This window comes from Salinibacterium sp. PAMC 21357 (assembly GCF_000247645.1).
GTDB lineage: Bacteria > Actinomycetota > Actinomycetes > Actinomycetales > Microbacteriaceae > Rhodoglobus.
In genome coordinates this window covers 1,149,008-1,163,526 of record NZ_AHWA01000004.1, presented here as the reverse complement: position 1 = coordinate 1,163,526, position 14,519 = coordinate 1,149,008, and the positions used below count along the sequence as shown (strand labels likewise).

14 protein-coding genes and 1 tRNA gene are annotated in these 14,519 nt (G+C 60.9%); 6 read left to right on the top strand and 9 right to left on the bottom strand.

Features of this window, described 5'->3' with window-relative positions; translation table 11 throughout:
- Positions 1-2 precede the first annotated feature (2 nt).
- The 7 genes from ON14_RS15210 to ON14_RS08965 form a co-directional block, all read right to left on the bottom strand.
- Positions 3-647, bottom strand: a complete 645-nt coding sequence (locus ON14_RS15210; RefSeq protein WP_026037630.1) for a DUF624 domain-containing protein — start codon at positions 645-647, stop codon at positions 3-5.
- Positions 644-2,707, bottom strand: a complete 2,064-nt coding sequence (locus ON14_RS08990; protein WP_010204610.1) for a DUF4962 domain-containing protein — start codon at positions 2,705-2,707, stop codon at positions 644-646. The genes ON14_RS15210 and ON14_RS08990 overlap by 4 nt, the downstream gene beginning before the upstream one ends.
- Positions 2,704-4,488, bottom strand: coding sequence for a heparinase II/III domain-containing protein (locus ON14_RS08985; protein ID WP_010204608.1), 1,785 nt, complete (start codon positions 4,486-4,488; stop codon positions 2,704-2,706). Before ON14_RS08985 ends, ON14_RS08990 begins: the two co-directional genes overlap by 4 nt.
- Positions 4,485-5,249, bottom strand: a complete 765-nt coding sequence (locus ON14_RS08980) for an SDR family oxidoreductase (protein WP_010204607.1) — start codon at positions 5,247-5,249, stop codon at positions 4,485-4,487. The genes ON14_RS08985 and ON14_RS08980 overlap by 4 nt, the downstream gene beginning before the upstream one ends.
- Positions 5,250-5,344: 95 nt before the next feature.
- Positions 5,345-6,280, bottom strand: coding sequence for a carbohydrate ABC transporter permease (locus ON14_RS08975; protein ID WP_141629981.1), 936 nt, complete (start codon positions 6,278-6,280; stop codon positions 5,345-5,347).
- Positions 6,281-6,282: 2 nt separating this feature from the next.
- Positions 6,283-7,248, bottom strand: coding sequence for a carbohydrate ABC transporter permease (locus ON14_RS08970; RefSeq protein ID WP_010204603.1), 966 nt, complete (start codon positions 7,246-7,248; stop codon positions 6,283-6,285).
- 74 nt (positions 7,249-7,322) lie between these two features.
- Positions 7,323-8,621, bottom strand: a complete 1,299-nt coding sequence (locus ON14_RS08965) for an ABC transporter substrate-binding protein (RefSeq protein ID WP_010204602.1) — start codon at positions 8,619-8,621, stop codon at positions 7,323-7,325.
- Positions 8,622-8,901: 280 nt separating this feature from the next.
- Here ON14_RS08965 and ON14_RS08960 point away from each other — a divergent pair, with 280 nt between their 5' ends.
- A complete protein-coding gene (locus ON14_RS08960; protein ID WP_010204601.1) occupies positions 8,902-9,999 on the top strand; it encodes a LacI family DNA-binding transcriptional regulator in 1,098 nt (365 codons plus the stop codon).
- 109 nt (positions 10,000-10,108) lie between these two features.
- Positions 10,109-10,465 (top strand): DUF2834 domain-containing protein, encoded by a 357-nt coding sequence (locus ON14_RS08955; protein ID WP_039742389.1) that lies wholly within the window; start codon positions 10,109-10,111, stop codon positions 10,463-10,465.
- 37 nt (positions 10,466-10,502) lie between these two features.
- Here the strand turns inward: ON14_RS08955 and ON14_RS08950 are convergent, their stop codons facing one another.
- The gene (locus ON14_RS08950) at positions 10,503-11,081 is read right to left on the bottom strand and encodes a hypothetical protein (protein WP_141629979.1); all 579 of its coding nucleotides are present in this window, start codon (positions 11,079-11,081) and stop codon (positions 10,503-10,505) included.
- A gap of 163 nt (positions 11,082-11,244) precedes the next feature.
- Here ON14_RS08950 and pdxY point away from each other — a divergent pair, with 163 nt between their 5' ends.
- The gene (gene pdxY / locus ON14_RS08945; RefSeq protein WP_010204598.1) at positions 11,245-12,096 is read left to right on the top strand and encodes a pyridoxal kinase PdxY; all 852 of its coding nucleotides are present in this window, start codon (positions 11,245-11,247) and stop codon (positions 12,094-12,096) included.
- A 96-nt stretch (positions 12,097-12,192) separates the two neighbouring features.
- On the opposite strand, the gene ON14_RS08940 is transcribed toward pdxY, so the two are convergent.
- Positions 12,193-12,276 (bottom strand) — tRNA-Leu (locus tag ON14_RS08940).
- A 211-nt stretch (positions 12,277-12,487) separates the two neighbouring features.
- Here ON14_RS08940 and ON14_RS08935 point away from each other — a divergent pair.
- The 3 genes from ON14_RS08935 to ON14_RS08925 all read left to right on the top strand — a co-directional run bounded on the left by ON14_RS08935 (position 12,488) and on the right by ON14_RS08925 (position 14,515).
- On the top strand, positions 12,488-13,204 hold the full coding sequence (locus ON14_RS08935; RefSeq protein WP_237719697.1) for a M23 family metallopeptidase: 717 nt from the start codon (positions 12,488-12,490) through the stop codon (positions 13,202-13,204).
- A gap of 79 nt (positions 13,205-13,283) precedes the next feature.
- On the top strand, positions 13,284-14,000 hold the full coding sequence (locus ON14_RS08930; protein ID WP_010204595.1) for an FhaA domain-containing protein: 717 nt from the start codon (positions 13,284-13,286) through the stop codon (positions 13,998-14,000).
- Positions 13,997-14,515, top strand: coding sequence for an FHA domain-containing protein FhaB/FipA (locus ON14_RS08925; protein ID WP_010204592.1), 519 nt, complete (start codon positions 13,997-13,999; stop codon positions 14,513-14,515). The genes ON14_RS08930 and ON14_RS08925 overlap by 4 nt, the downstream gene beginning before the upstream one ends.
- Positions 14,516-14,519: the final 4 nt, after the last annotated feature.

Below are 14,519 nucleotides of genomic sequence, written 5' to 3'. Positions count from 1 at the left end.
CCCTAATCCTGTTCGTCGTTGACGGGAGGCTTCGGGCCCCAGGCCCGCACGCCCACGTAGACCGGCAGGGCGATTGAAGCGAAGGGCGCGATGGTCGGCAGCAGAATCGACACCACGAGAGTCACTGCAACCGTGAACGAGACGAAGAGCGCGCGACGCGGATGCTGCAACATCAATACAAATCCCTCACGAACCCAGGTGCGAGCATCCGCTTCAGTGCTGAGGGTCGCGGCAGCGGTCGTGGCGATGAAGAGCACGCACACGCCGGCGGCCACCGGGATGACGGCCGCGCTCAACATCAGCGCAATCGAACCGCCGCCCTGAGCAAGCTGATAAGCCAAGAAAACTCCGTCGCCGACTATGACGGCGAGGACCACGGTCGCGATGACGCCGAGGCCGAGGGTTCTGCGCCAGGTGTCGCGAAACTCTCGAAAGGTGTTGGTGAATACCCTGTCGTCGTTCTCGACAATCCAGCGCGCGAAGGCTCGAGCGAGAGCGATCGCGGCCGGGAGCACCGTGATGACGCCGAGCGAGAGAACCAGCACTGCAAGCGAACCCAGAAAAATGTTGCCCGGGTAGGTGAGCGCGGTCAGCATGCTGCGCTCCCACCGCGGCGTGCGGCGCTTGGTTCTCTTCGGTGATGTCATCGTTGCGTACTCGTGCTCCCCTGGAATCCTTCGCCCACGACGGCCGTTGCGCCCAGCGTGGGAGCGTCGCCATCGAAGCCCAACGATACGGTTTCGGTCACGCCGTCGCGCTCGATCTCCACACGAACTCCGCCGGCAGCGACGTCGTAACGGATGCTCGCCGGGGCAGTGTCATCCCAGCGACGCGACTCGAGCACCGTCACGAAGCGTGCACTCGTCGTCGGCTCACTCACGCGCTTGAGCGTGTGCTGCTTCTTGCTAATCGCCAGGCTGGGCGTGGATGACGTGGGGTTAGCGTGCACGGCCGTTTCGACAATCTGACTGGCGGCATTGTCGTCGAGCGCAGCGATCGGCATGACACCGTGACCGGCATCCGCTCGCCACCGCTTGTCGCCGAGGGCAACGGGCGCGTTGTCGGTTTGCAGCAGCCACGTCCAGGTGCGGGGCTGATCGGCGGCGAGGTCGTCGGCGATCACGAGGGTTCCGCCGGGCGTAAGCACGAGGTGACGGCGAACCCGCGTGACGCCAAGGTCGCGGTCGTACATCGCGGAAGACTCGCTGACCGCATGCGTCCAGCCATCCTTGATCGTTGTCGTCAGAATCTCGGCCGTGAACTCCTCGGCCAGTTCTTCGAACACGTGGTACCGGTCTTCATTCACGAAGCCGTTGCCGTCGATCAGAATCGAGTTGTGGTGCTCAGTGAGTTTGCGCGACGAATAGCCTTCGTCGATCGCCAAATACGAGCCGTTCCCAAGGAACACGAACGCGCCCGAGTCGGGGTGGTGGTGTCCCGCGTTGAGCGTGACCCAGCCGTTCTCCTTGCGCTGGCGGTGCGACTGATCCCACGCTTTGTGGCCGCCACCCGGTGATGCTTTGAACGAGACGAGGCTCGCTTGTTCATCCCACGAGCTGCGCCCGACGACGAGTCCGAGATCTTCGAAGTACTTGCTCGGCGGGAGAGTTTCCGGGCCGGCCGGCTCAACCGTCGGGTCGAGCCAGAGCAGTTCTTGGTACGCCTCGGGGCGAACGCCGGGGCGCACTCCACTCTCGTACGCTTCGCGCCAGTAGAACTCGGTCGATACCTTGTTGGCCAACCACTGCGCCTGCGGAATGCGGTATTCGGCGGCGAGCTTGTAATAGAGGGCGAGCGGATGCCCGCTGCGGCGGTCGTGGCAGTCGCCATGGTCAACGATGCGTTCCAGATCGGGAGCCGCTTGGTAGAGGCGGTACCAGAAGGTTTCCTTCAAATAGGTGCCGCGGTTGAACCAGTCGATGCCTTCTTGGTCCCGCAGCACGTCAAGGTAGCTCGCGATCCACGGCACCCCGTAGCGCCAGTAGACGACACCCTCGTTGTTGGAACCGTCGTCGGGAAGCGAGTCGAGAACGAGGGCAAAGTTCTCTTTAGCGCGCTCAGTCCAAGCCTTCGCTTCGGGGTACTTCTCTTGCAGGGCGTAGCCGGCGGTCGCGAGGCCCGCGTAGCAAATCCAGTTGTGGTTCTGCCAGTACGACGACGACCACCATCCGCCCTCTTTCTCCACAGCGAACTCGTACATGCGCTGGCCCTGCAGCAAAAGCTTGTCTTCGAGGGCCTGCTTCTCTTCGGGGTGCAGCGCGTCGCCAGCCCACGAATACGCGAGCGACAGCCCGTGCAGAATCCAGCCGGCATCGAGGTCGTGGTCGGGCAGATTCGCCTTGCCCCAGTGCGGGAACGACAGCGGCGGCGCCAACCACCGACGCAACTCTTCGAGGTACGCCTCCTGACCGGTCAGACGATACGCGAGGGCGAGGTTTGCCGAGCCCGGCCCGAAATAGGTGATGGATGCCAGCGGGTGTTCCTGCGGAAGTTCCATCCCCTTCGCGCGCTCACACTCCTCGAGCAGCCGCCGAAACTGCGCGCTCCTGCTGCTATCAAGTTCGCCGCGCAACTGCTGCTCGCGATCGCCGATGAGCATCGCGCGGCCCGTCGCTGACGAGGCTGGCGTCCAGGCTGATGCTGTCGTGGGCATTGGCGTCGCCGCGTGTTCCGCGGTGGGGGTCGTGGTGTCAGTGGTGTTGGTCACAGTCCTACCTCTATTAGTGATGGGTCGGGGGCTGCAGTGGGGATCGTGATCCGCACTGCGGCGTCAGAGAAGTCGGCTTCGACAGTGTCGAGGCTGAGCTCGGGGTCGAAGGAGTACACGCTCACGAAGGTGGCGGTGCTGGCCGTGCTCGACCAGTTGCCGACGTGCTGCAGTCGACTCGGGTCATCCGAGGGTCCGCGGCCCGCGGCCAGTTCGAGTGTGGCGTCGCCGGATGCGCGATGCCAGCCGGTCAGCGCAGCGCCCCAGGTCGAACGCCACGAGTCACCCGCCACCACAACGCTGAAGTCGAGCGCCGGGCGGAGGCCGAGGGAAATGTCGTGCGGTTCGCCGTCGTCGCAGCGAACGGTCACGACATCCACAAGGAAGCCATCGCCGAGCTGCACCGTGCGTCGCAGTTGCACGCCGCGGATCGCAGTGGTCGTCAACGCCGAAACCCGGGAGGCCGCAGCATCCCACTCGGTGATGTCGGCACTTGCTTCGACTTGATCAACACCATCAACGCGAACGGTCGGATGCGCGATCGTGCGCGCGTAGTACGCATGACGAAGCGCGTGCCCATACGGTGGCACGGCCGGAGCCGGCTGCCACTTCGGGCCATCGCCATAAAGGTAGAGCGCGAGCTTGTCGAAGTGACCGTGGGCTCCGCCGTGCGGTCCAGCATCGAGGATGCCGACCATGCGGTTGCGTGAATCACGCAACACGACATACCCGGCATCCTCGAATGCTCGCGAACCGACCACCACCGGTGCGCGGTCAAGCGGTGCTCCCACAAACCAGCCATCGAGCATCCACTCGAGACCATCGTGGTCAGCACCAAGTCGTTCAACGACCCACGACTGCACCGTCGCCAGGCCGGTATCGCTGAAGAGCTGCGCTCCCAGCGTGCAAATTTCGAGCACTTCGCGGTGCATCGCGACCCGGTCGTAGGGGCCGTCGTGCAGCGCGGGCAAGAAACCGTCGGGCGCCGCGATCGAGACCAGCACGTCGACCATGCGACGCAGCGTGTCGACGGCGTCGGCCGGCAGCTCCGCGAGCTCGATTCCGCGCAGACCCAGAAGATAGGCGCGCAGAACGAACACGTGATAGTAAGTGGATGCCTCCCACTCCCAGCCATCGGAACGTACCGCGAGCTGCATATGGTCGAAGACCACCGCCGCACACTGCGGTGCGACCGCCGGCCCGCCCAGCGTGTGCAAGGCCAGCGCTACCAACCGGGCTGCGGCATCCAGCCACGCGGTGTAGTTGCTGCGCTGATCGTCGCGATCTTCCACGAGGATGCGGCGAGACTCGGCGAGCGTTTCGGCCAGCCCGTTGAGCGTGCGGTTGAGGTCGGTCGACCCGCGAAGTTCGGGAAGCGGCCCCAGCGTGATGATCGCATCCGCGAACCCGACGGCCCACTGTGCCTCGGAGAGAGCCTGAGCAAAAAGCTTGCCCTGCAGCATCCATGATTCGCTCTTGTCGCTCCAGCCGCCGGCTGAGATCTGCACGTAGAGAGCGGAGTAGTCGAGAACGAGTTCGACGGCCCGTTCACGATCGGCGGCCTCGCCGTGCAGCGCGTACCTTCGCGCAGCAACCCGGGCGGCCCGAGCCAGGGCTTGATGTTCAAGCGCGAGCCAGGCCGCTTCGACCTTGCCACCCGTGAGGCGACAGCCGTAGCTGCACAGAAACTCGTTACCCTCACGGGCACCCAACTCGATGCCGTGGGTGGGGCAGACATAGTCATGCCACCACCCGCCCGGCTGCTGCGGAACAGAATTCATCGGAAGTTGAGGCCTCCGTTGATGTCGACGACCTGGCCCGTGACATACGACGAGAGGTCGGATGCCAAGAACAGAGCAACGTCAGCAACGTCGCCAGCGGTGCCAGCACGACCGAGCGGAATGCCCGCCACAATGTTCTTCTGAGCCTCGCCGGGGGTGAAGGTTTCGTGGAAGGCAGTCTCGCCAATGAAGCCAGGAGCTACCGCGTTCACCGTGATTTTCTTCGACGCGACTTCCTTGGCCAACGCGCGAGTGAAACCAACAACGGCCGCCTTCGAGGTGGCGTAGACAACCGATCCAGCACCGCCACCGTTCTCGGCAGCGAGCGAAGCCATCGTGATGATGCGGCCGTGCTCCGACTCCGCGAGCGCGGGGAGAGCCTGGCGAGTCGTGAAGAAGGTGCTCGCGATGTTCACATCCATGACCTCGTTCCAGCGCTCATCCGTGGTCTCGGTGATCGTGGCGCGGCCCACCAAGTGCCCGGCATTGTTGACGAGGATGTCGAGGCCACCAAGAAACTCGACAGCGGCATCCACCAACTTCGTTGCCTGCGCCGAGTCGGTGAGGTCGGCCTGCACGGCGAGCGCACGATGCCCGCCCGCTTCGATCTCTTCCTTTACCGCGGTGGCTCCCGCTTCACTGTGGGCGTAGTGCACCACAACGTCAGCGCCCGCCGCCGCCAGTGCTTTCGCGATGGCCGCGCCGATTCCTGCTCCTGCGCCTGTTACGAGTGCGCGTCGTCCGGTGAGGTCAATGCTCATGTCTATCTACCGTGCCTATCTATTGGTTGGGTGTTGGTTTGTCGAAGGTTCGTGCGGTGCCGCCAGTTGTTCGGGGTGGCTACCGTGCGTTGCCGTTACTTGATGCCGGCGTTGGTGAAACCCTGAATGAAGTACTTCTGGGCAAAGATGAACAGAATCACCATGGGCACTGTCGCCATCGTGGTTCCGGCCATCAGGTACTGCCACTGCGTGTTGTCGAGCTGCTGGAAGACCGCAAGCCCCACTTGAATCACGCGCAGGTCGCTACTGGTCGTAACGAGCAGTGGCCAGAGGAAGTTGTTCCAGCTCTCTTGGAACGTCAGCAGCCCAACGGTCGCGATCGCCGGCTTGATGAGCGGCGTATAAATCTGCGAGAAGATCCTGAACTCGCCCAGGCCGTCAATCCGTGCCGCCTCTTCCAGGTCCTTCGGCAGCGACAAATAGAACTGACGGAACAGGAAGATGGCGGATGCGCTCAGCCCACCAGGAATGATGAGTGCCCACCACGTGTCCAACCAACCGCTGCCGCCCTGGCCGAGGATATCGTTGCCACCGAACAGGGGCATGAACTTCACGAGCAAGAACTGCGGAACGATCTTCGTGTAGGTGGGGATCATCAGCATCGCGATGAAAGCGAGGAAGATCGCCTCCCGCCCCTTGAAGTAAATACGGGCCAGCGCATACCCCGCCATCGAACCCAACACGACAGTGATGAGGGTGTGAGTGGTGGCGATGACAAAGCTGTTGCGAAAGTAGAGGCCGAATGGCGCAGCATCCAGAGTCGCCGCGTAGTTGCTGAACATCCACTCTTGCGGAAAGAACGTCGGCGGAAACTGGGCCAGCTCGGCCGGTGATTTGAGACTCGTGAGCACCATCCACAGAAACGGCACCAGCATGGTGATCGAGCCGAGAGTGAGCGCCACATTGATGAGTGCCGCTTGGCGACCCTTCGCGTGGTGAAACCAGCGCTTGCGCGGCACGACGGTGACTTGTTCGCTGATCGCGAGGGCCTTAATAGTAGGGAGAGTCATCACTAGTCCTCTTCTTTAGTAACGCGACGGCTAATGAGAGTGACGAAAAGAAGGAAAGCGAAGAGCACTACCGACTGAGCGGATGCCATTCCCATCCGGAATTCTTGGAATGCCGAGCGGTAGACCTCGTAGGTCATCATCGTCGTGGCGTTTGCCGGGCCACCGTCAGTGAGCACGTAAATCTGGTCGAACACTTGGAAGGCGCCGATGATCGAGATGATGAAGACGAAGAACGTGGCCGGCTTGAGCATCGGAACGGTGATGCTGAAAAACTTGCGAATCGAGGATGCTCCGTCGAGCGATGCCGCCTCATAGAGCGATTCGTCAATGTTCTGCAGGGCCGCGATGTAGATGAGCATCTTGATACCGATGCCCTGCCACGCACCGACCAAAATCACTGCCGGCAGCGCCCACTTGGGGTCAACGAGCCACGCCTGGCCGGGGAGCCCGATCGTTTCGAGCATCGCGTTGAGGAGGCCGTACTGCGGGTTGAAAATCCACAGCCACACCATCGCGATTGCGACGGTGGCGGTGACCTGCGGAAGGAAGAACGCTGTGCGGTAGAACTTTTGCAGCTTGAGGCCCTGGTTCAGCAGCACTGCCACGACGACAGCTACTGCCATCGATACCGGCACTGTCCAGAACGTGTACCAAATAGTGTTGCCGATGGACTGCATGAAGACGGCATCGTTGAACATTTCGACGTAGTTGTCGAACCAGATCCACTTCGGAGCCGCGAAGATTCCGTAGTCAGTGAACGAAAGATAGAAGGTCGCAATGACCGGGATAAGCGTCCACAACCCTACATGAATGACGGATGGCGTAATCATCAGCCAGCCCGCGCGACGCCGCTTTTTCTCGGCAGCACTGATCCGCTTGCGTTTCTTCGGTGCGGTGGATGGGGAAGCCTGCTTCGCTGCCGCTGCCGCTTCCGCGCCGCGAATGGGGTGTCGCTCTGTAGTGGTCATCACGCCCTCGTGTGGTTGAAGTCTGGGGAGGTAGTGCCCGGGCGGGTTGGACGCCCGGGCACTCAGGGGAGGAACTAGCGGTCTATTGCTGTCTGCACGAGAGCAGCAAGATCGTCGAGCGCCTCTTGGGGAGTTTTCTGGCCGAGAAGCGCGCCCTGAACTGCCGGGGCGAAGTCGCCGCGCACCTCAAGCCACTGCGACGGGCCACCTTCACGCTGCGCGACATCCAAGTTCTCCATGGCGAACTGCACGAAACGGTTCGACTGCACGTAGTCAGAGTCGAGCAGTTCGGTCAGGGCCGGCACGTTACCGCGCTGTTCGTTGGCGGCAAGCGCCGCATCCGGGCTGGAAAGGAACTCGAGGAGTGCACGCGCCGCCTGCGGGTTCTTGGAGTTGTTGGCAACGGTCGCCAACGTTCCCCCGAAGAACATTCCGGATGCCTCACCCTCGATCACAAACGGTTCAAGGTTGTCGAGAACGGTGGAGTCGGCTTCCATCGCCTGAGTCCACAGGTTGTTGTGAGCGATTCCCATTGCGGCTCGGCCGTTAATGAGCGGATTCACGATGTCGTCCGTCGACGTGAAGCCAATGTCTTCGACCTTGTACTTGTTCACCATGTCAGCCATGAGGCCAAGCGCGGCAACGCCTTCGTCGCTATTGAACGCGGGTGCGGTGGCATCCTCATTGAAGAGTTCACCGCCGGCGGAGAAGAGAATCGTCTCGAAGGCTTGACGGGCATCCAGCGACATCATGTCGAAGCCAGCGCGTTCAAGCGAGCCGTTGCCAGACCGCACCGTTGTTGCTTCGGCGATTTCGATGAGCTCATCCCACGATGACGGCGGGCTGTCGTAGCCAGCTTCTTTGAGGATGTCCATGCGAGCGACTCCGAAGCGGGTGTCGAGCATGATCGGCACAGCGTAGACGTTGCCGTCCCACATGCCGGCTTCAACGATCTCGTCGGTGTAGCTCTCCTTGAGGTCAGCTTCGCTGAGGCCGAGTTCGCCGAGATCGGCGAGCACGCCTTTGTCGGCGAAGGCTTCAATCCAGCCGACGCCCATGAGCATTACGTCAGGAACGAGTCCCGAGACCACGGCCGTGGTGAGCTTCTCGTTGAGGTTGCCGTACGTCGTGTAGTCGACGTTGACCTTCACGTTCGGATACTCCTCGTAGAACTGCGGGAGCAGCTCGTCTTCGAGGAGGTCTTGCCCGGGGCTTCCTTCAAAAATGGGGGTGAGCAAGCTGATCTCGCCCGAAACCTCGTCGGGGTTAAGATCAGCGTCCGCTTCTCCGGCTGAACAGGCGACGAGACCGAAACCCAACAGGGCAACCATCGCGACCGATGCTGTGCGGCGCATTCGTGACTTCACTTCCATGTGCATGTCCTCTCACTGTGAGATTGAGCGACGGCTCCAGTGCCTTCGTTCCGCGACGTCGTCGTCGGCTCATTTGATTGCTGACCGATTTCCTAGGGGGGTGGGTGAAATCGGTGTAACGATGCACTGACCATAGACGAGTCTGTCTCGTGGAGTCAATAGATTTTATTTGAATAGGTCAGACTTGCTTCGGGTGGTTCAGTAAACATTTGCCGAAAGCTAATAAATCGTTACACTGAAACAGCGATCATCAGGATCGTCAACTACCGAAGGAGGTCACGTGGCTCGAGTAACCATCCAGCATGTGGCTCAGGCCGCAGGGGTGTCCCCCAGCACCGTCTCCAACTTCCTCAACGACCGACAGGGTCGAATGGTCGCTGCAACGCGAGTGCGTATCGAGTCGGCGATTTCAGAACTTGGCTACCGCCCCAACCGTGCGGCGCGCCAGCTACGCAACGGCAAGACACAAACCGTTGGCCTCGTTGTGCCCTCGGTCGGTAACCCGTTTTGGGGAGCATTCGCTCACGAAGTAGAGATCGCCGCACTGGCATTGGGGTGCAGCGTTTTGCTCTGCAACAGCGAGCGCGATCCCGAGCGCGAGCGTCGCTATGTCGAAGAGTTGTGGGAAGACGGCGTGCGCAGCATCATCCTGTGCACCTCACTGCCCTCTCTCCAGCACGTCAGTCACGTCATCGCTGAAGGCTTGCGTCTAGTGACCTTCGACCGACCAGCGCAACCGAACGACCCCGATTCAGTCGTGAGCATCAGCATCGACAACAATGTGGGCGGTCAAGTTGCCACAGCGCACCTGCTCGAACTCGGCCACACGCGAATCGCTTTTGTTTCGGGGTCGATTCGCTCGGTCAACCGCTCCGCACGCTATCGGGGGTACTGCGACGCCATTGAAGCTGCCGGCTTGTCCGTCGCCGACATGCCGCACTGGACCGGCCTCGACGCCGACCTCTTCGGTGATGTTGAAGCGGCCGAGGTAGGACGTGCCGCCGCAAAGGATCTGTTCGCCGACCCCGCAACAGCCCCTACGGCTGTGGTTGCGATCAACGACATGACCGCGCTCGGATTCTGTCGCGGTCTTCGTGACCTCGGACTCAAAGTTGGGCAGGATGTTTCCGTGATCGGCTTCGACGACATCATCCTCGCTGACCTGTACGACCCTCCGCTCACCAGCGTTCGCCAGCCCATTACGCGGATGGCGCAGCTTGCCGTCGCTGAGGCAGTCGAGCGGGGCTCCAACGAGTCAACCGACCCCGGTAGCTCGGTGCTACTGCGTGCAGAGCTCATTGTGCGAGAGTCGACGGCTCGGCTCGCCGGAAGCGACGCGACCTCTGCCACTACCGCGGGAGCTGCAGCCTCGCGCTAGTTCGCCTTTCACCATGCCGGTTTGTGCCGGTTTGTGCCGGTTTGTGCTGTTTGTGCTGGTTCATGCTGTCGCTGCGCGTTCCAGCGGTGCGCGGGTGCACACTGGTGTCATGAAGCAGCCACCTGCTCGAATCCTTCGCCACTGGAATTCACGCGCGATCACATTCGCGATCCTCTCGCTGATCGGCCTAGTCGGCACGTGGATCTTCAACGCTCTAGCAATCGTGCAGATGCGCGATTATCTTGGCGATTGGTTCGGTAGCGGCCCGGCCGTCAACTCTCTCGGCGTCGACCTTCTCGTGGTGGCTGTCGCGGGCAGCATCCTAATCATCATCGAAGCGCGCCGCCTCGGGATGAAGCGCGCTTGGCTCTATATCGTGCTCTCCGGCATCACGGCCTTCGCGTTCACCTTCCCGCTGTTCTTGGCAATGCGCGAACGCAAGCTCGTGGAGCTCGGGCGCCGCTAGCTCGCCTGCCCGTTCCAGCATCCGCCAGCGACGAGGTTTACTCCAAAGCGTCGGGGAGCACGTACGTGTCGAACTCTTCTCCTGAAGCTGAATCGATGTAGGTCACGACGACACGTCGATCATCTATAGAAACGCCATCGAACAACTGGTAAAACATCGCCCGGGTTCCCAAGGTGATCGGAACGAACCCAGCGGAAAACGACTCCTCGAATGCCGCGCGGTTAACGGTCATGGCGAACGCGGAATACTCGCCGTCGTGCGTAATCTCTTCGATAGGCGCTTCCCTGATCAGCGTGTCGGCGATACTCTCGTCTATGCCACTGGCCATCTCAGCAATCAGTTCCGCGTGCACCGATTTGGGGATGGTGTACTCGACCGAACCGTCGTCGTTGACGACCGCTTTGTAGCCGGATCCTTCCGCGCGGGCGTGGATTTCCTCTTCAGATGTGTCCTCGAAGAGGTTTGCGGGCAGCGTTACCACCACATTGAGGATCTTCTCCTCGACTCCAATCCCGCCCTCGGCCGACGATGAGGATTCCGGATCGCTGCTCGCTCCAGAAGACGCGCAGCCAGTCATCAATGTGCACGCCACAATCGCGGTTGCGATAACGCTCACGGTCTTAGTTCTTGCAATCACAATATCCCCAAAATCTTTTCAATAAGCTAAATTCGAGGTTATCTTACGTTCCTCACCAAGCGCTCCCCCACGTTGTGGTGACGCCCCGGGGTTCGCCTCCAAGAGAACACCATCCGCCAGTAGAAAGTGGGAGAATCGAGGGATGAAAATCCTCTCGATTCAGTCCGCAGTCGCGTTCGGCCATGTCGGCAACTCTGCCGCGGTGTTCCCGCTGCAGCGCATCGGCGTTGAAGTTGTGCCGGTGTATACGGTCAACTTCTCGAATCACACCGGCTATGGCGCGTGGCGCGGACCAATGATCGACCCCAGCGACGTTTCAGAGGTCATTGCGGGCGTCGAGGACCGTGGAATCTTCCCTCAGCTCGATGTCATCCTCTCGGGCTACCAGGGCGGCGACGGCATCGGCGATGTCATCATCGACACCGTTGCCCGCGTGAAGGCAGCGAACCCGAACGCGATCTACGCGTGCGACCCCGTGATGGGCAATGCGAAATCCGGATGCTTCGTGGCTCCCGCCATTCCGATCCTGCTGCGCGAGCGCGTGGTTCCGGTCGCCGACATCATCACGCCCAACCAGTTCGAGCTCGGCTTCCTCACCGAGACCGAGCCTGACACGATCGAATCGACGCTGTCATCCGCAGATCTCGCCCGGGCGATGGGCCCGAGCACGGTTCTCGTGACGAGCGTCGAGCGCCCCGACCGCGAGCCCGACACCATCGAAATGATGGTCGTGACGGATGCCGGAGCCTGGATCGTACAGACCCCACAGCTGCCAATGAAGGCCAACGGTTCCGGTGACGTCACCGCAGCCCTCTTCACCGCCCACTTCGCACGCACCGGCGATGCCGCGGATGCCTTGGCTCGCACCGCATCCAGCGTCTTCGACCTGCTCACCAGAACCCTCGAGTCTGGCGAGCGTGAATTGCAGCTCGTGGAGTCACAAGAGTTCTACGCGCACCCGCAGATGCAGTTCACTGCGCGCCAGGTTCGGTGAACTAAACCAACAAACACCGATCAAAAAACCGACCAACAAGAAAAGACCCACCATCTGGTGGGTCTTTTCTTCTACCTCTGCTGTGCACCTGCACTGTGCGCGAGGGGGGACTTGAACCCCCACGTCCTTTCGAACACACGGACCTGAACCGTGCGCGTCTACCAATTCCGCCACTCACGCGTGGGTTGAGTTAAACACTCAACTGAGTGAGATTATCACAGCGCTAAGACTGTCCGCGACTCGGGCTCACGCATCAATTCACTAACGATTCACAGTTTTCTCCTATAGGGTCGATAGCTGCCCGTGTATCTAAAATGCTGGGTTCAACCAGACATGATCCAAAACTGCTGATATTGGGCAGTGCAAAGACCACACCCCTGGGGGTTACCGCGTGAAACGATTGCTGACACTCAGCGCAATCATGGCAGTTGTCGTGAGCGTGACTGTTCCAGCCGCAGCACACTTGGAGCCGTCTTCTCGCGACCTTCCGTCCACTGCTTCCGCAGCTTCGGCATCCGTAGTCATGCAGCAAGCTTCGTCCATTGCTGCCACCGAAGCCACGCCTTCGGTTCCCAGCCAAACGTTCGCGTCGTCGGTCGATACCGAGATCAGCGCCGCAACTCGCGACGCCATTCAGGTCGAGAAGCTCGTTGTAGAGCCCGTCGTTCCCGTCTACGTTCCGTCCGCCCCTTCTGGCTCATTCGCTGGGTCGTATGGCGGCCAGTTCGCTGGATTCCTTGCCATGTGGCCAGCAAGCGCCCCCGTCAATGACGGATTCGGTTACCGCGGCGCCGGAGAATTCCACGGCGGCATCGACATCATGACGGGCAGCGGAGCAACTATCGTTTCGGCATCCCCCGGTGTAGTCACCCAGGTTACGTATGGCGGAGGTTGGGGCCAGTACGTAAAGATCGATCATGGCAGCGGCGTTTCAACCCTCTACTCGCACATGATTCAGGGCTCGCAGATGGTAGCTCCCGGCCAAACAGTGGCTGCAGGAACCCCCATCGGCTTGAGCGGAAGCACCGGCTATGTCACCGTCGCCCACCTCCACTTTGAGACCTACGTCAACGGAACTCGCGTTGACCCGATGGGCCTACTGCCCTAACAGCTCGACGTCGGTAACGGGTTAGTCTCCCTTAACAGCTAACATCGACGTACCACAACGAGCGATCACGAGGAGAGCTTTGGGTCTTCTGGACAACTTTGAGCGAGGTCTCGAGCGTGCCGTCAACGGCGCATTCGCTAAGACCTTCAAAAGTGGTCTGCAACCCGTCGAGATTACGAGCGCTTTGCGCCGCGAACTCGACACGCAGGCTGCCGTTGTGTCGCGCGACCGCATTCTCGTGCCCAACAATTTCACCGTGCGCCTCAGCCAAACCGACTATCAGCGGATGGCCGGCCTCGGGTCAACACTCATTTCAGAGCTCACCGAGCTTGTACAACGTCACGCCACCGCCCAGCATTACTCGTTTTCGGGGGGCATCGGCATCACTCTTGCTCCCGATGATTCCCTCAGCCAGGGAATGATTGAAGTAGATTCCGTGAGCGTCAAAGGCACCGTCGCTTGGACACCGGTGCTCGAAATAAATGGTGTCCGGCATCCCCTGGTGCATTCGCGAACCATCATCGGCCGGGGTAGCGAAGCTGACATTACTGTCGATGACAACGGTATTTCTCGCAAGCATGTCGAAATTTTGTGGGATGGCACGCGGGCCGAAGTTAACGATCTCAGCTCCACAAATGGCTCGAAATTGAACGGATCGCCAGTTTCTCGCGCGCCACTCGCGCCGGAATCCGTGATTGATATCGGTCGAACCCGTATCGTGTTCCGTGTGCTTGCCCAATCCTCCGATGTTGACCAGAACGCTGATCGACGCAATGACCGGGGGTTCACCCTATGAGTGAACTCACCCTCCTCTTGTTGCGCATCGCGTTCCTCGCCATCATGTGGGGTTTCATTTTTGCGATCGTCTACGCTCTGCGCTCTGATCTCTTCGGAGAAAAGGTGCGCCGGATGCCCGTGCAGAGTGCCGCTCAGACGCAAGCGCCCTCAACCCCTTCTGCCCCACCCGCCGCGCAGCCCACTCGACCAGTTGCTCCGGTGCCGGCCACGGGCGGCTCGCTCGATGCGACGCGACTGGTTATCGTCTCTGGTTCCAAAGAGGGTCTCGAGATTTCGTTGCCGGATGAGCAGCTCACGATTGGTCGGTCTAGCGAGTCTGGTTTGGTGATTCGTGACGACTACACGTCAACTCATCACGCCCGTTTGTTGCGTTGGGCTGATAGCTGGGTTGTTCAGGATCTTGATTCGACTAATGGCACGTTCCTTGCTGGCCAACGTGTGAGTGTTCCGACGCCAATTCCGTTGAATACGCCGATCAAAATCGGCACGACCAGCTTCGAACTGCGACGGTAATTGA